The organism is Brevundimonas bullata, from assembly GCF_014207965.1.
GTDB classification, from domain to species: domain Bacteria; phylum Pseudomonadota; class Alphaproteobacteria; order Caulobacterales; family Caulobacteraceae; genus Brevundimonas; species Brevundimonas bullata_A.
Window position 1 is genome coordinate 166,773 of sequence record NZ_JACHLM010000006.1, and the last position, 19,909, is coordinate 186,681.

19 protein-coding genes and 2 pseudogenes are annotated in these 19,909 nt (G+C 66.7%); 10 read left to right on the forward strand and 11 right to left on the reverse strand.

The annotated features are described in order from the left end of the window. The first annotated feature begins 27 nt into the window (after window positions 1-27). Window positions 28-603, forward strand: coding sequence for a response regulator (locus HNP51_RS15865; protein WP_184272857.1), 576 nt, complete (start codon window positions 28-30; stop codon window positions 601-603). Further along, a complete protein-coding gene (locus tag HNP51_RS15870) occupies window positions 600-1,085 on the forward strand; it encodes a chemotaxis protein CheE (protein ID WP_184272855.1) in 486 nt (161 codons plus the stop codon). Before HNP51_RS15865 ends, HNP51_RS15870 begins: the two co-directional genes overlap by 4 nt. A gap of 1 nt (window position 1,086) precedes the next feature. Here HNP51_RS15870 and HNP51_RS19020 read toward each other — a convergent pair. The 6 genes and pseudogenes from HNP51_RS19020 to HNP51_RS15895 all read right to left on the reverse strand — a co-directional run. Then, window positions 1,087-1,777 (reverse strand): annotated as a pseudogene (locus tag HNP51_RS19020) (ATP-binding cassette domain-containing protein); the annotation flags it as partial. A 218-nt stretch (window positions 1,778-1,995) separates the two neighbouring features. Next, a pseudogene (locus HNP51_RS19025) lies at window positions 1,996-2,979 on the reverse strand (ABC transporter transmembrane domain-containing protein); the annotation flags it as partial. A gap of 43 nt (window positions 2,980-3,022) precedes the next feature. After that, the gene (locus HNP51_RS15880) at window positions 3,023-4,039 is read right to left on the reverse strand and encodes a beta-eliminating lyase-related protein (RefSeq protein ID WP_184272851.1); all 1,017 of its coding nucleotides are present in this window, start codon (window positions 4,037-4,039) and stop codon (window positions 3,023-3,025) included. 3 nt (window positions 4,040-4,042) lie between these two features. Next, on the reverse strand, window positions 4,043-4,966 hold the full coding sequence (locus tag HNP51_RS15885; protein WP_184272849.1) for a mechanosensitive ion channel family protein: 924 nt from the start codon (window positions 4,964-4,966) through the stop codon (window positions 4,043-4,045). A gap of 123 nt (window positions 4,967-5,089) precedes the next feature. Beyond that, window positions 5,090-6,901 carry an ATP-binding protein gene (locus HNP51_RS15890; RefSeq protein WP_184272847.1) on the reverse strand — a complete coding sequence of 604 codons (1,812 nt, stop codon included), beginning with the start codon at window positions 6,899-6,901 and terminating at the stop codon, window positions 5,090-5,092. Window positions 6,902-7,002: 101 nt separating this feature from the next. Then, on the reverse strand, window positions 7,003-7,305 hold the full coding sequence (locus HNP51_RS15895) for a BolA family transcriptional regulator (RefSeq protein WP_184272845.1): 303 nt from the start codon (window positions 7,303-7,305) through the stop codon (window positions 7,003-7,005). Window positions 7,306-7,350: 45 nt separating this feature from the next. On the opposite strand from HNP51_RS15895, the gene HNP51_RS15900 reads away from it, so the two are divergent. Next, the gene (locus tag HNP51_RS15900) at window positions 7,351-8,025 is read left to right on the forward strand and encodes a J domain-containing protein (RefSeq protein WP_184272841.1); all 675 of its coding nucleotides are present in this window, start codon (window positions 7,351-7,353) and stop codon (window positions 8,023-8,025) included. Here HNP51_RS15900 and HNP51_RS15905 read toward each other — a convergent pair. After that, window positions 7,985-8,260 carry a hypothetical protein gene (locus tag HNP51_RS15905; protein ID WP_184272838.1) on the reverse strand — a complete coding sequence of 92 codons (276 nt, stop codon included), beginning with the start codon at window positions 8,258-8,260 and terminating at the stop codon, window positions 7,985-7,987. The two genes, HNP51_RS15900 and HNP51_RS15905, sit on opposite strands and share 41 nt — an antisense overlap. Window positions 8,261-8,391: 131 nt before the next feature. Here HNP51_RS15905 and HNP51_RS15910 point away from each other — a divergent pair, with 131 nt between their 5' ends. The 3 genes from HNP51_RS15910 (at window position 8,392) to HNP51_RS15920 (ending at window position 11,407) form a co-directional block, all read left to right on the forward strand. Beyond that, window positions 8,392-8,820, forward strand: a complete 429-nt coding sequence (locus HNP51_RS15910; protein ID WP_184272836.1) for an organic hydroperoxide resistance protein — start codon at window positions 8,392-8,394, stop codon at window positions 8,818-8,820. A gap of 59 nt (window positions 8,821-8,879) precedes the next feature. Further along, window positions 8,880-9,884 carry a cobaltochelatase subunit CobS gene (cobS, locus tag HNP51_RS15915; protein ID WP_409360130.1) on the forward strand — a complete coding sequence of 335 codons (1,005 nt, stop codon included), beginning with the start codon at window positions 8,880-8,882 and terminating at the stop codon, window positions 9,882-9,884. 113 nt (window positions 9,885-9,997) lie between these two features. Beyond that, window positions 9,998-11,407 carry an alkaline phosphatase PhoX gene (locus tag HNP51_RS15920; RefSeq protein ID WP_184272829.1) on the forward strand — a complete coding sequence of 470 codons (1,410 nt, stop codon included), beginning with the start codon at window positions 9,998-10,000 and terminating at the stop codon, window positions 11,405-11,407. Here the strand turns inward: HNP51_RS15920 and HNP51_RS15925 are convergent. Continuing rightward, window positions 11,376-12,443 (reverse strand): COX15/CtaA family protein, encoded by a 1,068-nt coding sequence (locus HNP51_RS15925; protein WP_184272826.1) that lies wholly within the window; start codon window positions 12,441-12,443, stop codon window positions 11,376-11,378. The genes HNP51_RS15920 and HNP51_RS15925 overlap by 32 nt on opposite strands. Window positions 12,444-12,574: 131 nt before the next feature. On the opposite strand from HNP51_RS15925, the gene HNP51_RS15930 reads away from it, so the two are divergent. Beyond that, a complete protein-coding gene (locus HNP51_RS15930; RefSeq protein ID WP_184272823.1) occupies window positions 12,575-12,829 on the forward strand; it encodes a transglycosylase in 255 nt (84 codons plus the stop codon). Further along, window positions 12,829-13,038, forward strand: a complete 210-nt coding sequence (locus HNP51_RS15935) for a DUF2842 domain-containing protein (RefSeq protein WP_184272819.1) — start codon at window positions 12,829-12,831, stop codon at window positions 13,036-13,038. The genes HNP51_RS15930 and HNP51_RS15935 overlap by 1 nt, the downstream gene beginning before the upstream one ends. A gap of 69 nt (window positions 13,039-13,107) precedes the next feature. On the opposite strand, the gene HNP51_RS15940 is transcribed toward HNP51_RS15935, so the two are convergent. The 3 genes from HNP51_RS15940 to HNP51_RS15950 form a co-directional block, all read right to left on the reverse strand. Further along, window positions 13,108-14,562, reverse strand: a complete 1,455-nt coding sequence (locus tag HNP51_RS15940; RefSeq protein WP_184272816.1) for a serine hydrolase — start codon at window positions 14,560-14,562, stop codon at window positions 13,108-13,110. A 67-nt stretch (window positions 14,563-14,629) separates the two neighbouring features. After that, window positions 14,630-16,951, reverse strand: a complete 2,322-nt coding sequence (locus HNP51_RS15945) for a TonB-dependent receptor domain-containing protein (protein ID WP_184272813.1) — start codon at window positions 16,949-16,951, stop codon at window positions 14,630-14,632. Between the two features lie 68 nt (window positions 16,952-17,019). Then, a complete protein-coding gene (locus tag HNP51_RS15950) occupies window positions 17,020-17,316 on the reverse strand; it encodes a DUF736 domain-containing protein (RefSeq protein WP_054765695.1) in 297 nt (98 codons plus the stop codon). A gap of 924 nt (window positions 17,317-18,240) precedes the next feature. Here HNP51_RS15950 and HNP51_RS15955 point away from each other — a divergent pair. Together HNP51_RS15955 and HNP51_RS15960 are read left to right on the forward strand one after the other, a co-directional pair. Continuing rightward, the gene (locus HNP51_RS15955; protein WP_184272810.1) at window positions 18,241-19,587 is read left to right on the forward strand and encodes an NAD(P)/FAD-dependent oxidoreductase; all 1,347 of its coding nucleotides are present in this window, start codon (window positions 18,241-18,243) and stop codon (window positions 19,585-19,587) included. Between the two features lie 69 nt (window positions 19,588-19,656). Next, complete coding sequence (locus HNP51_RS15960; protein ID WP_054765692.1) at window positions 19,657-19,893, forward strand: DUF2188 domain-containing protein; 237 nt, start codon at window positions 19,657-19,659, stop codon at window positions 19,891-19,893. The last annotated feature ends 16 nt before the right edge of the window (window positions 19,894-19,909 follow it).

Sequence of the window (19,909 nt, forward strand, 5' to 3'; positions counted from 1 at the left end):
CTTCTCCATGGTGAACCGGACCCCGTCATGCGAGGCATGAACGGGGTCGGCGAGTCGCTGCGCGAAAGCGCGGTGTTCAACTTCGCCGGCGCGGTGACCATGGTCATCGACGATTCGCCCTTCGCGCTGGAACTGACGGCCCAGGCCGTGCTCGGCTTCGGCATTAAGGTGCGCCATGCTTGCAGCAGCGCGGCCGAGGCGATCGCCGTCCTGCGCGATCATCCGGTCGATCTGATCCTGGTCGACTGCGAGATGCCGGGCATGAGCGGCTATGAGTTCGTGCGCTGGCTGCGGCGTTCAGGGCTGGAGCCCAACGCCTTCGCCCCCGTCATCATGACCGCCGCCCACGTGCGCCGATCCAAGGTGTCCGAGGCGCGCGACTGCGGCGCCAACTTCCTGATCACCAAGCCCTTCAGCGCAGGTGTCCTGCTGGAACGCATCGTCTGGGTCGCCCGTGACGCCCGCCCCTTCCTCGAAGTGGGCGATTATTTCGGCCCTGACCGGCGTTTTCGCTCGGAACCCTGGGAAGGTCTGGAGCGTCGTTCCGAAGAAATCCGCAAGGCTGAATTCGAAGCCCAACGCAGAGCGTCGATCGAGCTATGACCGTCATCACGCACAACCGCCGCCGTTCGCGCCTGTCGACCCTGATCGACCAGCCCGGAGGCGTCAGCGCCGGCGTCGCCCTGGCCCAGGCCAAGGCCAATCTGGCCGAGATGGAGGGCCGCAGCCGCGCCGTCATCGAGGAAGAGGTCGCGGCCCTCGCTCTGCTCCAACCCGCCGCCTCGCTGGAAGAAACAGCACGCGTGCTGGATCAGGCTTACAACCACTCCAGCGCCGTCATCGACGCCGCCGGTCCGTTCGAGCTGAAGGACCTGTGCGCCGCCGCCGCCAACCTGTGCGACCTGATCGACGCCGCGCCCGAGGACAAGCCCTTCGACTGGCGCATCGTCACCGTCCATGCCCAGGCCCTGCGTCTGCTGCTGACGCTTCCGGCCGACGCCGCCGAAGTCCGCACCCAGGTTCTGGCCAGCCTCAAGGACGTGCTGAAGGCCAAGGTTCCCGGCATAGCGGGCCCGTCCGACTGAATCAGTCCGACTGAACCTGGCTCTTGGCGCCCCGCGTCTGCTTGCGCCACAGGCTGGCGTATTCGCCGCTTTGACGCGCCACCAGTTCATGATGAGCCCCGCGCTCGATAATCCGCCCGGCCTTCAACACCAGGATCTGATCGGCGTCGGCCACGGTCGACAGGCGGTGCGCGACCACCAGGGTCGTCCGGCCCGCGCGCGCCTTGCGCAGCGTCTTCTGGATCGCCGCCTCGGTACGGCTGTCCAGGGCGCTGGTGGCTTCGTCCAGGATCAGGATGCAAGGGTCCGCCAACAGGGCGCGGGCGATGCCCACGCGCTGACGCTCGCCGCCTGACAGCTTCAAGCCCCGCTCGCCGACGCGCGTCTCCATGCCCTCGGGCAGGTTGCGGATGAAGTCGGCCAGTTCCGCCGCCTCCGCCGCCGCCCAGATCGCCGCCTCATCCGCATCAGGCCGGGCGAAGGCGATGTTGGCGCGGATGCTGTCGTTGAACAGGGCCACATCCTGCGGCACCAGCGCCACCGCCGCCCGCAGCGACGCCTGCGTCAGCGACCGCGCATCATGGCCGTCGATCAGCACCCGACCCTCCTGCGGGTCCAGCAGGCGCAGGGCCAGCTTGACGATCGTGGACTTGCCCGCCCCCGATGTTCCCACCAGAGCCGTCGTCGTGCCCGCGGGGGTGACAAAGCTGACGTCGTCCAGGCCCGCCGCGCGCGCGTCGTGGCGGAAGCCGACATGATCGAACACGATCTCGGCCCCGCAGCCGCTGGCCGGACGCGGCAGGTCGATGGCGTCGGGCGCATCGGCCACCTGCGGCGCCTGTCGCGTCACCTTCAGCATTTCCTCCATATCGATGAAGGACTGGCGGATTTCCCGATAGGCGAAGCCCAGAATGTTCAGCGGCGCGTACAGCGAGATCATGATCAGCACCGCCGCCGTCACGTCGCCCGGCCCCATTCGGCCTGCTGCGGCCTCGAACCCGGCCATGACGGCCATGATCCCCAGGCCGACGTTCATGATCAGGCCCTGGACCAGGTTCAGCGTGGCCAACGAGGTGTTGGCCTTCAAGGCGGCGTCCACATAGGTCGACAGCGACCGGTCATAGGCCTCGGCCGCGCGCCCCTCGGCGCCGAACGACTTGACCGTCTCATAGTTCAGCAGGGCGTCGACCGACAGGCCAGCCGCCTCGCTGTCGGCGGCGTTCATCGCGCGCCGATGCTCCAGACGCCAGTTGGCCATGGCGAAGGTCGCGGTCGCATAGACGGCGACGACCCCGATCGCCACCGCGCCGAAGCGCCAGTCGTACTTGCCGCCCAGCACCGCCGCCGCCAGCACCAATTCGACCGCCGTCGGCCCCAGGTTGAACACCAGGATCCGCAGCAGGAAGTCCACGGCCCGCGAGCCCCGATCCATGACACGCGACAGGGCGCCCGACCGCTTGGTCTGGTGGAAGTCCAGCGATAGGCTCAGGGCATGGGCAAAGGTCTCGGCCGCCGTCTTGCGCTGCGCCGCCGCCCGAACGGGCGCGAACACCACGTCCGACAGCTGCGGCGTCGCCGCCGACAGGAAGCGCACCACGGCCCAGCCCACGGCGAAGGCCGCAAAGCCCCAGCCGACCGCCGCCGCCGCGCCCTGCCCCGCCGCCAGGTGATTGACCGCCGCGCCCAGGATAAGGGGCGCCAGCACCCCCAGCCCCTTGCCCGCCAGCGTCAGACCAATGGCGCCGGTGATGCGCAGATGCAGTTGCGGCGCGCCGGAACGACCGACCACGCGCAGCAGATCGCCCAGGGCCTGCAGGGTCGGCGGCGCCTCCTGCTTCACCTCGGCCTGGCCGGCGGCCATCGCCTTGACCGTCGAGTCGCCGCGTCGGCCGGATCGTTCACCGCGCATCTTCATGCTCCAGCATATGGGCCGCGACTGGCCGGAGCGAAACCGACATTCAGTTCAGGCTCGCGATGGCTTCGAGCAGTTCGTCCACCGCGCCTTCGGTCGTCGCCCAGGAACAGACGAAGCGCACTGACCCATCGTCGAACTGATAGCAGGCCCAGCCCAGGGCGTTCAGGCGCTGATGCGCCTCGTCCGGCATGCGCACGAAGACGGCGTTGGACTCGACCGGATGGGCCAGCACGAAGGCCGACCGCTCTTCGATGCCGTCCGCCAGACGCTGCGCCATCAGGTTGGCGTGCGCCGCCCCCGTCTCCCAGGCGTTGGATTCCAGCAGCCCCAGCATCGGCCCCGCCAGGAACCGCGCCTTGGAGGCGGTCTGCCCGGCCTGCTTCAGCCGGTTGTCGATGCGCCGCGTCAGGCTCTTGTTGAAGATGACCAGGGCCTCGGCGCAGTTCGCCCCCGCCTTGGCCCCGCCGAACACCAGGACATCCACGCCCAGACGCGGAATGTCCTTCAGATCGAAGCCAGCCGTCGCCGCATTGGCCAGCCGCGCCCCGTCCATGTGGACGCCCAGCCCCGCCTGTCTGGCCGGTTCGATCAGGTGGCGCAGTTCCTCCTCGGAATAGACCGCGCCGTATTCTGTCGCCTGGGTGACGCTCAAGGCCGCCGCCGGCTGCCGATGGCCCACGACCGGCTCGTCGAGCGCCGCGCGCAGGGCCACGGCGTCGATCTTGCCCGAATAGCCCGGCAGGCCGATCAGGCCGACGCCGTGCCCAAAGAAGCCGGGCGCCCCGGTCTCATCGGTGCAGATGTGGGCCGCATGATGCGTCAGCACCGCCTCATAGGGCTGGGCCAGCATGGAGACGGCGATGGCGTTGGCCGCCGTGCCGCTGAAGACGAACCGCACCTCGGCGTCGGCGTCCAGACGCTGACGGATCTGGTCGGCGGCGCGCGCCGTGATCTCGTCCGCGCCATAGGCCCGCGCGAAACCGCTGTTGGCCGCGATCAAGCCGTTCAGGGCGTCCGGCGCCATGCCGGCGGTGTTGTCCGATCCGAAGTCGTAGCGCACGCGTCATTCTTCCTGTTCTGCCGGCGCCATGACGACGCGGGCGAATTGGGCGTCCTTGGCCGGCACCTCGACCTGGTGCGGGAAGGGTATTTCGATTCCGGCGGCGTCCAGGGCCTCCTTGCCCGCCTGCAACAGGTCCGACTGGGTCTGCCACCAGTCGGCGACCTTTACCCAGGCATGCAGGGTGATCTGGACCGAACTGTCCAGCAGCCCCGTCACCCCGGTCCAGGGCGCCGGATCGTCCAGGACCGCCGCGTGTCCCTCGGCCACCCCGGCCAGCAGCACGCAGGCGTCCTTCAGGTTCTCGCCATAGCCGACGGTGAACTTGATCTCGATCCGACGCGTCCGCTGACCCGTCAGGTTGATGATGACGTCGCTCAGGACCTTGGAGTTGGGGATGACGATCTTGTGGTTGTTGGCGTTCGACAGCTGGGTCGTGAACAGGTCCAGCTTCTGCACCGTGCCCGAGGCCCCGCCGACGTCGATGACCTCGCCGACGCGATAAGGCCGGAGCATCAGCAGCATGACCCCCGCCGCCACGTTCGACAGCGTGCCCTGCAGGGCCAGACCGACCGCCAGCGAGGCCGCGCCCAGAACCGCGATGATCGAGGTCGTCTGCACGCCCAGACGCTGCAGCACGGCGATCAGGCCGATGATGATGACGACCACCCGCACGACCTGGGCGGCGAAGCTCAGCACCGTCTGATCGTGGCGAAAGGCCCGCAACCGCCCCAGCACCCGCCGCGCTGCGCCCGACGCCCAGCGGGCGATGAACAGGGTGGCGGCGAAGATCAGCGCCGCGATGGTCAGGTTGATCGCCAGGTCGCCGGCCATATCCGCCAGCTTGGCCAGAATGGCGGCGTCGACCGTCAGCCGCTTCTCACCGGCGGCGACCGTCTGCGTCAGGGTTTCATGCAGGAAAGACATGACCTTGGGTCTAGCGCCTGCCCCCGCGAATGGAAGCCCTGCGCGTCAGGGTTTCCTCGAAAGAGCGCGATCCAGCGCCGAAAATCATAGAGCGCCCCTAAGGCTGGCCCTGCTGACCCCGGATCAGGCGGCTACGGCCGGTGGCTGGGTTGCTTCGTCCGGCTGATGCAGAGCCGCCCGCCCGCCCGGAACCAGAGCCATCAGCTGGGCCAGGCCGCGGAAATCGATCGGCTTGTTCAGGTAGGCGTCTGCGCCTGCGGCCAGACCCGCCTCATGATCCTCGTTCCGCGCGGACGCTGACAGGACCACGACCGGCGTATCCACGTTCACGCCGCCGCCTTCGCGGATCAGGCGCGTCGCCGTCAGCCCGTCCATGACCGGCATGTTCACGTCCATGATGATCAGGTCGAAGCGCTGGTGCTTCGCCAGGTCCACCGCCAGCTGACCGTTCTCGGCCGTGCTGGTGCGATGCCCGGCCGAGCCCATCCAGGCCTCAAGGATCATGCGGTTGACCGGGTGATCCTCGACCACCAGCACGTCCAGGTGATCGCCGCCGTCAATATCGGCGTCGACGACCTCGACCGTCTCGGCGCGGCTCCATTCGACCACCTCGCCCTCGATCGACAGGGTAAAGGTCGAGCCTTCGCCGAGTCGCGAGGTCACGGTGATGTCGCCGCCCATGATCTGCGCCATGCGCCGGGCGATGGTCAGCCCCAGGCCGGTGCCGCCAAACCGGCGCGTCGAGGAGTTGTCGACCTGGGTGAAGGGCTGGAACAGCCGATCCAGATCCTCGCGTGAAATGCCCGAACCGCTGTCCGCGACCGAGAAGTCGAATCCGACGCGGCGTTCAGAGATGCGACGACCGCGCACGGTGTACCGGATCTCGCCGCGATCAGTGAACTTGACCGCATTGGATAGCAGGTTCTGCACCACCTGGCAGACCCGCAGCGGATCGCCGCGCACGACCGCCGGAATCTCGCCCTCGAAGGTTGAGACCAGCTTCAGCCCCTTGGCCTCGGCCTGGGCTTCGAACGGCCCGATGACGCGACGATGCAGATCCTCCATCTGCACATCGACGACATCGAAGCTCATCTTGCCGGCTTCGATCTTGGTCATGTCCAGGATGTCGTTCAGCAGGCTAAGCAGATTGTCGCCGGAGTTGCGGATGATCGACAGATACTCGCGCTGCGTTCCTTCTAGCCGTGTGGCGCTCAGCAACTGGGCCGCGCCCAGCACGCCATTCATCGGGGTGCGCAACTCGTGCGAGATGACGCCCAGGAAGCTCGACTTGGCTTCATTGGCCGCGTCCGCCTTGTCGCGCGCGGTTTCCAGTTCCTCGATCAGATGGGCCTGATGCTCCTGGAAGGCGCGGATACGTTCCTCGCGCAGCACAGTCATGGTGACCAGCACGAACAGGCTGGCCGCCGTGAACGGCACCACAGCCACGAACGGCCAGAACAGCGGCCCGCCGATCAGGCTGACCGCGATGAAGGCCGCCGCCAGGCCATAGGGCGACGAAATCAGCAGGGCCTGGCGCGGCGAACTGCGAAGCTGGGCGAAGACCAGCACATAGCCCGAAACCATCAGCGCGATCGCCAACTCGTGCCCAAACGGCGATTTGGAAAACCAGGCCAACAACGGGGCCACGGCCCAGACCGCCGTTGTCGCCGTCGCCACAGCGGGGAACACCATGCCCCAGCCGGCGCCGACCCGCTGGCTGACGCGCTTCTCCACCTCGCCGCGCAAGGCGCCGGCGGCCAGCGTGGCGACGAACCACAGCAGGCCTGGAAACAGACCGACGGTTGCGATGACGCCGATGGCCCAGCTGACGATGATCAGGTAGCGCAGATAGTGAGTTTGCAGGATCGCGGTCAGCGCCTGTGCGGCCTCGCCGGGCGCCTGCCCGTCCAGCCCCTTGATCCCGTCTCCCACCATTCGCACGCCCCCGCCATTGCAAATAAGTCCGGAGCGGACGCTAGGTTGAAGGTTCTAAGACGAGGTGAATAGGGATTTTTACGTACCGAAACAGCACAAAATCAGGCACGGGCTGCTTCCGCGGGCGTCATGGCGCGAACCGCCAGGGCATGCACCGGACCCGCCAACTCGTCTTTAAGGGCGGCATTGATCGCCCTCTGACGCGCCACACGCCCCTGTCCCTCGAAAGCAGCGGACACGATGGTCAGCTGGAAATGGCTTTCGCCGCCGTCCTTGGCGTCCATGCCGCCTTCATGGTGGTGCCCGGCGTGTTTCCAGCTGTCGTCTTCCAGCTCAATCCGCTGCGGAGCGAAGGCCAGGGTCAGTTTTTCGCGGATAACTGTCGCAATCGGGCCGTCTGACATCGGTCATTCCTTGAAGCTGTCCAAATCACGCTTACACTGTGAGCGATGTCCGCGTCATTTGAATACAAACCCCGCTTCACCGACATCCGCGTCAAGAAGCCCAAAACCGATGAGGAAAAGGCCGCTGCGGCCGACGTCCTGCATCGCAAGAACGGCGAGAAGACGTGCGAGTGGCCCGACTGCACGCGCCCGGCGACCGCCAAGGCGCCCAAGTCGCGCGAGCAGCTGGCCGACTTCTATGACTTCTGTCAGGGGCACGCAGGCCAGTATAACAAGAACTGGAACTTCTACGCGGGCATGAATGAGGCTCAGGTCCGCGCGGCTCAGGAAAACGAGGCCATGACCGGCGGTCGCCCGACCTGGGAAATGAAGGCCGGCAAAAACACCCGCGAAGCCGCCGCCGCCGCCGCCAAGATGGGCGCGGCCACCGCGGGGGGGGCCGGATCATGGCGCGACAGCTACGGCCTGTTCGGCCGCCGCACCCAGGAACACGCCGGCCCCGCAGCCCCCGAAGTCCACCGCATCGGCAAGATCGAGGCGGGAGCTCTGGCCGACCTCGACCTGAAGCCCGGCGCGGACAAGGCGGCCATCAAGGCCCGCTATCACGAGATGCTGAAACGCTTCCACCCGGACACCAACGGCGGCGATCGCGGCGCCGAGGCCAAGCTTCAGGCCGTCATCAAGGCTTGGAAAGTCTTGAAGAAGGCCGGACACGCCTGAGCGAGCGCAACAGGCCGCTCGCCCCTGACCTGGGCGCGCCGTCGATGCGGGTCACCACGGTGTCGCCGGCGCCGTCCCAGATTTCCGCAAAGGCGCTGCCCGCGTTTTCATCCAGCATCATGCGGCGCGTTTCGCTCACCGCTTCCGGCAAGCTGTCGGCGTCCAGCGCCAGCATCATGGGCGTGCCCTCAGGCGCGTCATAAACGTAGCAGAAGTACTGCGCGTGCGTATGCATGGGTTCTTCCCCGACGGAAGTTATGGACAAATTGTTAACACCCCCTTGTGGATTACACGAATCACAGAACCGTTGTTTCTGAACGACTGAGCCCCATATCCGAGTCCTTCGATCCTCAAAGGAGTCGCCCTATGGAAGTCTTGTACCGCGCCCACGCCACAGCCTCGGGAGGCGGTCGTGACGAGGGCCGCTCCGCCACCGACGACGGCAAGATCGACGTCCGCCTGTCCGTCCCGACCGAGATGGGCGGCAAGGGCGGCGACGGGACCAATCCCGAACAACTCTTCGCCACCGGCTACGCCGCCTGCTACCTCGGCGCCCTGCGCCTGGTCGCCGGCAAGGCCGGAACCCCGGTCGGCCCCGACACGAAAGTCACCGCCGGCGTCGGCTTCGGCAAGAACACACGCGGCGAAGGCTTCAACCTCGACGTCTCGCTCAAAGTCACCGACCACGGCCTGGATCAGGCCGTCATCGAGGAACTTATCCACAAGGCGCATCAGGTCTGCCCCTACTCCAACGCCACGCGCGGCAACATCGATGTGGCCCTGTCGGCGGAATAACCGCTCAGTTTCCTCGCGCGCGTGTTGAGCCGCGCGCGCGGGGGCACTAGATGGGTGCCATGACCTCTCCCCTCGACGCCTCGCCCGATCCCCTGGTCACGCTGGAACCGCACCGCAAGGTGACGGTGAGGGAGGCGTTCGGCGTCGATTCCGACATGGTCGTGCCCGCCTTCGACACACGCGACAGCCACGTCCCCGAGATCGACGACAGCTATCGCTTCGATCCGCAGACGACCCTGGCCATCTGCGCCGGCTTCGCCTTCGACCGTCGCGTCATGGTTCAGGGCTATCACGGCACCGGCAAGTCGACCCACATCGAGCAGGTCGCCGCCCGCCTGAACTGGCCGCTGGTCCGCGTGAACCTGGACAGCCACATCAGCCGCATCGACCTGGTCGGCAAGGACGCCATCGTCCTGAAGGACGGCAAGCAGATCACCGAGTTCCGCGAGGGCATCCTGCCCTGGTCGCTGCAACGCCCGGTCGCCCTGGTCTTCGACGAATACGACGCCGGCCGTCCCGACGTCATGTTCGTGATCCAGCGCGTGCTGGAGGCGCAAGGCCGCCTGACCCTGCTGGACCAGAACCGCGTCATTCGCCCGAACCGCTGGTTCCGCCTGTTCTCGACCACCAACACCATCGGTCTGGGCGACACCTCGGGCCTCTATCACGGCACCCAGCAGATCAACCAGGGTCAGATGGACCGCTGGAACATTGTCACGACGCTGAACTACCTCGATCACGACGTCGAAGCCGAGATCGTCGCCGCCAAGATTCCCGAGTGGAACAATGCCGAGGGCAAGCGCCGCATCGCCGCCATGGTCCGCGTCGCCGACATGACCCGCAACGCCTTCATGAACGGCGACATCTCCACCGTCATGTCGCCCCGCACGGTCATCACCTGGGCCCAGAACGCCATCATCTTCGGCGGCGACCTGGCCCTCAGCTTCCGCCTGACCTTCCTGAACAAGTGCGACGAACTGGAACGCCCCACCATCGCCGAGTTCTACCAGCGCGCCTTCGGCGAGGACCTGCCGGAAGCCGCCACGCGCGTGAAGATCGGCTGACCAAGCCATTGATCCGGCGGCGGAACGCCGCAGCCGTCTAACCGTCACATTAGCTTGACGGCGCTGTCGCCTGTGAACGCTCTAAGCGGCTCCGAACCTAACGGAGCCGTTCAATGCGCCTGCAACGCCGCCAACTGATCTCGACCGGGGCTGCGGCCTTCGCCTTCGCCGGCTTCGCCCGCAACGTTCACGCGCAATCCGCCGGCGAGGAGAGCTACGTCAATCAGGTCGAGGGCTATGGTCCGCTGAAGGCCGATCCCAACGGCCTGCTCGATCTGCCCGAGGGCTTTTCCTATCAGGTGATTTCCCAGAGCGGCGAGACCATGGACGACGGCCTTCTGGTCCCCGGCCAGCCGGACGGCATGGGCTGCTTCCCCCTGAGCCCCACCACGGTCGCCCTGGTGCGCAACCACGAGCTGAAGGGGTCAAAGGCGCTTCACCGCAACATGGGGCCCGGCGGCTTCCACCATGAGCGCCTCGGCCTGCTGGACGTGTCCAGGGCCTACGACACCTACAAGGACGGCCGCGCCCTGCCCGGCGGCACGACGACCCTGATCTACGACCTCGAAACCCGTCAGACGGTGCGTCAGCACCTGTCGCTGATCGGCACCTCGACCAACTGCTGCGGCGGCCACACCCCCTGGGGCAGCTGGCTGACATGCGAGGAGACGGTCGAGACCCCCGCCGACGCCGACGTGACCAAGGCCCACGGCTGGGTGTTCGAGGTCCCCGCCAATGCGACCGGCCTGGTGGATCCCGTGCCGCTGAAGGCCATGGGTCGCTTCGACCACGAGGCCGTCTGCATCGACCCGCGCACCGGCATCGCCTACCTGACCGAGGATCAGGGCGACGGCCTCTTCTACCGCTTCATTCCCACCGTTCCGGGCCAGTTGGCGCGCGGCGGACGGCTGCAAGCCATGGCTTTCAAGGGGCAAGCCGGCGCCGACAGTTCCAACCATGACGCCCGCATCTGGTCGGTCAACGACTGGCGCGAGGTCGAGTGGATAGACATGGACGATGTCGAGGACCCGGCGGGCGACCTGCGCGACCGCGGCCATGCGGCGGGCGCCGTCAAGGTGGCGCGTGGCGAAGGGATCTTCTGGGGCGAGAACGAGCTCTACCTGACCGCCACCTCGGGCGGGCCGCTGCGCCGGGGCCAGATCATGCGCTACGTCCCCTCGCCCGACGAAGGCGGCGCGGACGAAGCCCGCAACCCCGGCCGCATCCAGCTGTTCGTGGAAAGCACCGACCTGCGCACCATGAACATGGGCGACAACCTGTGCATCGCGCCCTGGGGCCACCTGATCGTCTGCGAAGACAACTATTCCGACGAGGTGCGCAATCACATCAAGGGCGTGACCCCCGACGGACGCCTCTACACCATCGCCCGCAACGTCTTCACCGGGAACTCGGAGTTCGCCGGGGCCGTGTTCTCGCCGGACGGCAGCGTCCTGTTCGTGAACATCATGTCCCCCGGCGTGACCCTGGCGATCAGAGGACCGTGGAACGCGGTCCGCTCATGAACAGACGCGGGCGCGAGCGGCGAACCAGCCACAGGTTGATCGTCGCCGCGCCCAGCACCAGCGCCGCCACCGCCTGGTGCAACGCGCCCAGAGTGATCGGCACGGCGTGCATCAGGGTGACGACGCCCAGCCCCGCCTGCAGCCACAGGGCGCCCGCCAGCACAAAGGCCGACAGTCCCAGCCCCTCGGCCAGCCGCCAGCGCCAGGCGTGGATGGCATAGGCCGTACCGCCCGCCAGCAGCAGGTAGGCTCCGAGGCGGTGATTGAACTGCACCAGACCGTGATCGTGCAGGAAGGCCAGCCCGCCCATGCTCCACTCGACCGGCGGGAAGACCGCGCCGTTCATCATCGGCCAGTCGGTGAAGACGAAGCCCGCCTTGGCCCCGGCCACCAGCCCGCCCAGCAGGCACTGAACGAAGATCGCCCCGAGCAGCAGCCCGGCGCCCCAGGTCCAGCCGCGCGGCGAGCGCGAATGGTCCGACCCACTCCAGGCCTCCAGGCCGGTCCAGATCAGGCCGGCGAAGATCAGAAAAGCCAGACCCAGGTGGGTCGCCAGCCGCTCCGGCGCCACATCGACGCGCTCGGACAGGCCGCTGGACACCATCCACCAGCCGATCAGGCCCTGCAGACCGCCGAGCGCCAACAAAATCAGGCAGCGCCCGATCAGGCGCTGCGGCATCCGCCGCATCACCAGGAAGATGACGAAGGGAACCGCGAAAACCACGCCGATCAGACGACCAAACAGCCGGTGCAGCCATTCCCACCAGAAGATGCCCTGGAACTCGCCCAGGCTCATGCCGGCGTTGACCTGGGCGTACTGCGGGATGGCCTTGTACTTGTCGAAGGCCTGGGCCCATTCGGCCGCGTTCAGCGGCGGGATGGCGCCCATGATGGGCTTCCATTCGGTGATCGACAGGCCCGAGCCCGTCAGGCGCGTCACGCCGCCGATGACCACCATGGCGAAGACCATCGCCGCGCTGAAGAAGAGCCACAGCGCCACCGCGCGGCTTTGATCCTGATTTCCGAAACGCTTCATTCGACGCCTGCCGTTCGCCCCGATACACTGTCGCCTTACAAGTCGGGCGACCGGGGCGGTATGCCCCCCCAGCGCGGCAAGATCGAGTCGCATTCGACGCCAAGGCGTCGCACCATTCTGAAGGAGCGCCCGTGGCGCCATATGCGGATATCGCCGTCGCCGTCGTCGGCGCTCTGGTTCTGGCCTGGATCGCCGACCTGCTGACCGGCCGTCGCGGTCTGGGCGGAACCATTCTGGTCGCCGCCGTCGGCGCCGGCTGCGGCGCCTTTCTGGCCATCCGCGTCTTCGCCGTGGCCACGCTGGGCGACTGGATCTGGACCGTCTGGTCGCTGGGCGCCGCCGTGATCTGCCTGGTCGCCTTCTTCCTGTTCCGGAGCAAGCGCTGATGGGCTCGCGGACCCGCCGCTTCATCGCCACTATCGGCGTTCTGCTGTTCCTGACCTTCTGGGTCTGGGGCGCGGTGTCGATCAATGACGTCCTGCCCAACATCTGGTGGCTGGACCTGATCTTCTTCGCCGTCGCCGGCATCGGCTGGGGCGTGCCCCTGATCCCCCTGCTGCGCTGGGCCGAGCGCGAGCCGACGCCCAAGGCCTGAGACACGACCTGGCCCGCTGAACTTGGTCGGCGCATGCAGGCGTCCGAGCGCGCCCCATGCGCCCGACGATCAGAGGTCTCCAGCCTTCGCCCGGGTCCGCACGACGCCGCCAATCTCGACACTGCGGACCTGGCCCCCAGCATCCCGCTGGAAGGTCACGACGGCGGCGCGCTGGGTGTCGATGAAGCGGTCGAGACCCTCGGGGACCAGTTCGGCGACCTCGCCTACGATGGATAGGACCTTGAGCACGGCCCCGCCAGGCGCGACCGCCACAGTCAGCGCGTCCTCGTTCGAGCGATAGGTCCCAGCATAGGCGGCCATCTGATCCGGGCTCAAGGCGACGGGCGTGATGCGCGTCGGCTCATAGCCGGGCCAGCCGTATTCGGCCGCGACGGCCTGCATCAGGCTGGCGATCAGCACCCCGCCCCGGTCGCCGTTGGTCATGATCACCACGCCCTGATCCCGCTCGGGAAAGCCGACCATCAGGGCGCGAAAGCCGTCGTTGGCGCCGCTGTGGCTATAACGCAGGTCCGCGCCCTGCCCCGCCACGGTCAGGCCCAGACCCCAGCCGTCGCGGACCTCGCTCAGCATGGCGCGGGTCGTGGCCTGTTGCAGCACCGCCTGGCTGGTCCCCGCATAGGCGTCGTTCAGACCTATGACGAAGCGCGACAGGTCCGAGGGCGTGGTCCACAGGCCCGCCGCCGCCAGTTCGGGATAGGTATGGAAGCGCCCCGGCGTCGCGGTTCCATCGGCGCGGTGCCCGGTCGCGGCGTGGTCCGTCTGGCTCAGCGGCAAGGGTTGGGCATAGGCGCTGGCGCTCATGCCCAGCGGACGCAGCACCCGCGTTTGCATCAGGTCGGGGAAGTCCGTTCCCGCCGCCTGGGTCATCAGCAACTGGACGATGGTGATGCCGCCGCCCGAGTAGCGTTGGCGCAGCCCCGGCGTCAGATCGACCACCACCGGAGCGCTATTGGCGGGCGCGGCGCCGTTCAGGATCTGCTCGACCGAGGGCAGGTCCAATCCCGCCGCATAACCGGCGAAACCGCCGACCGTCAGTCCGCCGCTATGGCTGAGCAGATGGCGCAGGGTGACGGGGGTCTGCGCCGTCAGGTCGTTGTCGGGGATCTGCCAGCCCGACAGCTGGTCGTTGACGGGGGCGTCGAGCGAAATCAACCCGTCCTCGACCATGTCCAGCGCCGCCATCGCCGCCACCGGCTTGGAGATCGACGCCGCCTGGAACAGGGTGTTCGCAGCGACCCGCCGCCCGGTCGCCGGATCGGCCAGACCATAGGTGTGGGTCCAGGCGATGCGTCCGCCGTCGACGAAGGAAATGCTGACGCCCGGCACGTTGAGGGCCAGCATCTGGGCCTCGATAGTGGCGGGGGCATAGACCCGTCCCGCCACCTGAACGCGCGGCGTCAGGCCCTGTTCGATGCGGCTTATCCGCTCGGCCTCTTGCGCTGTGGCGCAGCCGGCGACCGCCGTCAGGCTGGCGAGAACAAGGCCGAAGATCGCGCTGCGCATGGCGGCATCCCGAGAATGAAAGAAACGGCGGGCTGACGCTGGGCCAGCCCGCCGTTTCAGGCCTGGATCAATATCGGGCGCGGAACTGGAGGCCCCAATAACCGCCCGGCGACTGGATGAAGTTGTGCACCAGACCGGCGGAAAGCTGCTGGTTCACCAGATAATACTCGTCGTCGAAGACGTTCTTGCCGAAGACCGCCACCTCGTAGCGACCGCTGGGGTCCTCGACCGAGGCCCGCAGATTCACCACCGAGGAATCGCCCGTGGTGAAGGCCGGGCTATTGGACGGCTGGCTGTAGGCCTTGCCAACCTTCTGATGCTCGGCGCGCAGGGCGACGGCGAAGCCCTTGATGTCGAAGGTGTAGTCTATGGCGTGGAAGGCGGTAAACTCGGTCGCCCCGGCCAGACGATTGCCGCTGTAGTTGACGCCACCGACGACATAGTCGCCGTACTCAGGCTTCTGGAACGACAGGGCGCTGGTCAGGGTCAAGCTGCGAGTCGGACGGAAGGTGATCTCGCTCTCGATCCCCTTGTTCTTCACCGCCCCGTTCAGCAGCACCAGGGCGTTGTTGATCGTCGAGCGCGTCAGCAGGTTGTCGTAGTCATAGTAGTAGGCGGACAGGTTGACCCGCAGGCGGCGGTCCAGCCATTCCGACTTCAGCCCACCCTCATAGCTCCAGACCTCTTCCGGCTCATAGGCCTTCTCGGATGGCTTGCCGGCGTCGAAACCGCCCGACTTGTAGCCGTTGGTGACGCTGGCGTAGATCAGAACGTCCTTGGCCAGGCGGTAGTCGAGGGCCAGACGCGGCGTCAGCTTCTCAAACGAGGCCTCGCGGTTCACCACCCCGACCGTGGGCTGATAGATGCCCTGCCCCAGGACCAGGGTGAAGGGCGCCGTCAGGGCGTTGGTCTGGACCGATTGGTCGATCGTGTCATGGGTCCAGCGCAGGCCGGCGGTCAGGCGCAGGCGCTCGGTCAGGGCGTAGTTGACCTCGCCGAACACAGCCCAGCTCTCGGTCGTCTGACGCTGGCTGCGGGTCTGGGACGAGGCTAGGGTCGCCGCGCCGGGAATGTTGAACAGCTTCAGCAACCCCGCCTCGGCGGTGATGGTCATGTCCTCGGCGGCGCGCTCGTCATAATAGCTGGCGCCGGCCAGCCAGGTCAGAGGGCCGTCGGTGGTCGAGACGGCGCGGAACTCCTGCGACTTTTGCTTGAACGCCTGCGGGTTCTGTTCGCGCAGCAGGTTCAGGCTGGTGCGGTCAGTGTCGGCGGCCACGAACCAGGTGTCGTCGCGATAGCTGGTGATCGAGCTCAGCGTCATGCCGTCCAGCGCCCAGTCGGCCCGCAGGCTGACGCCGCGCGTGTCGACCTCACGCGTGGTCTCGGCGTTCTGAGAGATGGGGTCGTTGAAGCCCGGCGTCAGATTGCCGGGCAGTTTGACGCTGTTCTTCTCCTGAATCCCGTCGCTGCGCAGACGGCCGTAGTCGGCGCTGACAAGGAAGCTGAGGTCGTCGGTCGCCAGAAACTTGAGCTGGGCGCGGGCGGCCACAGTCTGTTCCGAGCCGACCTCTTCCTTCTTGAAATCGTTCCAGTATTGCGGCTCGACGTCGTTGTACTGGGCCGCGATGCGGGCCATGACGCGGTCGTTGATCGGCAGGTTCACCGCCCCGCCGATGCGGTCATCCATGCCACTGACTTGACCGTCGATATAGGCGTCGAACTGGTCCGAGGGCTTCTTGCTGACCACGGCGATGGCGCCGCCGATGGTGTTGCGGCCGAACAGAGTGCCCTGCGGTCCCTTGGCGACCTCCACCCGCTCGATGTCGAGCAGGGCTAGGTTGTTCAGGCCCGGACGGCCCATATAGAAGGCGCAGCCGCCGCCATGACGGACGTCGGCGCCCGTCGCGGCGAAGAACGTCTCGGCCCGGGCGATCCGTTGACCGAGGTTCAGGACCGGCGCGGGCGCCGGGGCGGACGAGGCCGGGAGACCCTCGATCTGTTCGACGTTGAAGACCGTGTAGGCCTTCAGGAACGGAATGCGTCGGGTCGTCTCCTCCCCGGCGTCGTCATCGTCGATGCGGACCAGCTGGTCGGCGTAGACGACGGTGGAACCCTTTTCGCCCTTGCGGACATGAGCGCCCAGGGCCAGCGCCTGCCGGAAGGTCATCCAGGTGGAGGACTGAAAGCCTCGGGCCGCGGCCTCGCCCCACAGCAGGACGACGTTGACGCCGCGGTAAGGCGTGCCGTCGTGCCGGAGGGGTCGGCTGACGCTTTCGGATGCGGCCCAGGGCTGGCTCCAGGGCCGGACGCCGGCTTCGAGCTGGGCGACGATCTGGTGGGTGATGCGGGTGTAGAGGTCGGGACGTGAGGGTTCGTTGGGGCGCGACATGGCGGCCTCCTCAAGACGGGATTTGAAGAAGGGGCGGCGGCGCTGTCGTCAGCGCCGCCGCGGCTCGCTCAGCGGGACCAGATCAGGCTGTGTCCGCCATCGATCTCGACCAGCGAGGCGTAGATCGGGGCCGGGAAGCTGGGATCGTCGAGCTTGACCGACAGGTAGTCGCGGTTCTGCTGGCTCGTTTTCTTCCAGGCCGCGCCGAACTCGGTCTGGCCGGAGAAGATGCGGAAATCAGGAGCCTTGTCGTCGGTCTTGTCATTGGCCCGGAGTTGGGCCGCCTTGACGTTGAGGGTCAGGGTCTTGATCGAACCGCTGTAGCTGCCGTCCGCTTGCTGGGTGAAGGAACCGATGGTGGCCATGGAAGTCTCTCCTTGCTGATCTCGGGCCACGCCTGCCGCGGCCTCGATGGCGATCGGCGGACCGGAGGCCGGGCGGCCCGCAGGCGAGCACAGGGAGCCCCGCAGCGCAGCGGAGGACCGGGAGCGCGACTTTCTTGCCTCGCGAGGAAGGCCGTCAGGCCGGGGAAGAAAGTCGCGCGAACGGTTGCGGAAGCCGGACGGGCTTCGGTCAGATCAGGCCATTGAGAGGCCGCGCAAGGCTTGGCGCGTCGCAGGAGAGACGGCTGGTCACCGCCGCTTGAACCATGCGGCCAATCGCGGCGCTCGTAGGGATCGTGCCGCCAATGCCGGTGCATCCGCTCCGCCACCAAAGACGTGCCCAGGATTCACCGCTTCCGCGTCGTCGCAGCTGACGCGCGGCATGGCGACGGGCGCGGCCACGCCTGGCATGAATCTGAGGTGTCTCCTGCTATGAAGGGAACCTGAAGCAACTCCAGCTTCGTTCCCCTTCCGAGCGTTCCGTTCGAGGGACAGTCGCGGTGTCGTAAGCCAGCCGGATGAGGCGGCCGGAGCGTGCTCATCGGGAGTCAGAACAATGCGCAACTCCATCAAAATCGCTGGCTGCGGAGACAGCCCTCGGCGTCATCGCCGGTCTCGTGGCCACGAGGGTAACCGAGAGGGCGCAGACGGCGCTCTACCAGATCAAGCCGCCGAAAGTACGGGAAGAGGAAGTGCTGGAGCGACCATGCTCTTGATGATCGACGAAGGTCTGACGCCTGTGTTCGGCTACAGTGCTCCCAATCGAGACAACCCCCTGCTCACCCAGGCTAGAGGGGTCGCCGGGCACCTTCTCTTTGGCGCCGTCAACGCGATGGTGACCGAGGCACTGTACCGCCTCGTCCGTCCCAAGGTAGCCGCTACAGAGCGAGCGCGGAGCATACATCGATGACCAAACATTATGATCTTGTGGTGATCGGGACCGGGACCGCCGCCATGGTCGGAGCCATGCGGGTTCGCGCTGCTGGTCGCAGCGTCGCGGTTGTCGATTTTCGTCCCTTTGGAGGCACGTGCGCGCTCCGGGGCTGCGATCCAAAAAAAATGCTGATCAGCGGGGCCAACGCCGTCGATCATACATGGCGGATGCGAGGCAGGGGTGTCGCCGGCGACGCCCGAATTGCTTGGGCCGACCTCATGGCCTTCAAGCGGGGTTTCACCGATCCCGTTCCCCAAAAGCACCAAGAGCGGTACTCTGAAAGAGGCATCGACACTTTTCATGGACGGGCGCGCCTCACCGGCCGCAACAGCCTTGAGGTGGGCGAGGAAACGCTGGAGTTTTCGAACCTGCTCATCGCCGCCGGAGCCGAACCCAGGAAACTCGGCATCCCGGGGGAAGAGCATCTGGTCACCAACGAGGGCTTCCTCGAGCTGGGTGACATGCCAAAGCGCATTGTGCTGGTCGGCGGAGGCTATATCGCGGCCGAGTTCTCCCACATCGCCGCGCGGGCTGGCGCCGAAGTCGTAATCCTCCAGCGTGGCGAGCGATTGCTTCCCCAGTTCGACCCGGACGTGGTCGGTTGGCTCATGGAAAGCTTTCGCCAACTCGGCGTTGACGTGCGCCTCGAAACGACAGTCCAGGCGGTCGAGCAGACGCGCGCAGGCTTTCGGGTTCACGCCCAGACGAAGGGGAAAGCCGTCGATGTCCATGCTGATCTGGTCATTCACGCCGCCGGACGAGGACCTGCGATCGACGATCTCGGCCTTGACGCCGCCGGGGTCGAGCATGAAGGAGGCCGCCTGAAGCTCAACGAATTTCTGCAGAGCGTTTCCAATCCAGCCGTCTATGCCGCGGGCGACGCAGCCCAGGTCGGTCCGCCGCTGACCCCCGTGTCCAGCCACGACGCCAAGGTCGTGGCGGCCAACATTTTGAACGGTAACTCCGAAAGGCCGAACTATCGTGGCGTCCCGAGCGTGGCCTTCACAATCCCGCCTATCGCGGCGGTCGGGCTGACGGAGAGGGAGGCTAAGGATCAGGGTCTGCTCTACCGAGTCAAAAATCAGAAGGCCTCCGACTGGTTCACAGCACGCGCAGCGGCCGAACCCACCTTCGGCTTCAAGGTCTTGGTCGAGGAAGGGACGGAACGGGTGTTGGGCGCCCACCTCGTGGGCCCGAACGTGGACGAGGTCATCAATATTTTCGCTTTGGCGATCCGCCATGGACTGACTGCGGATGACCTCAAGACCACGATGTTCGCCTATCCGACGGGCGCATCGGATGTGGGCTACATGCTATGACGCTCAAGCGGTGTCGCGGTAGGTTCATGGCGCCATCCGCATCGCGGATTGGAGCGAAGGAGGGATCCCTTGGAGAGGCAGTCCGACACCATCCAGTTCACGGTGATCCGGGGCGACGGCGACTGGCGGGTGCTTCGCGATGGCCGACCCTCAGGGCATTTCGACTTCAGCGTCGACGCCATAGAGTCCGCGCTCGTGAAGGCGACGACGCTGATCGACAAGGGCGAGCAAGTGGAAGTCTTTGTCCAGGACGCGGCCGGCCAGTTGCGTCAGGTCGATCCGGTCGGCGGGGAAGTGCTCCACTAAGAGGACGGCGATTCCG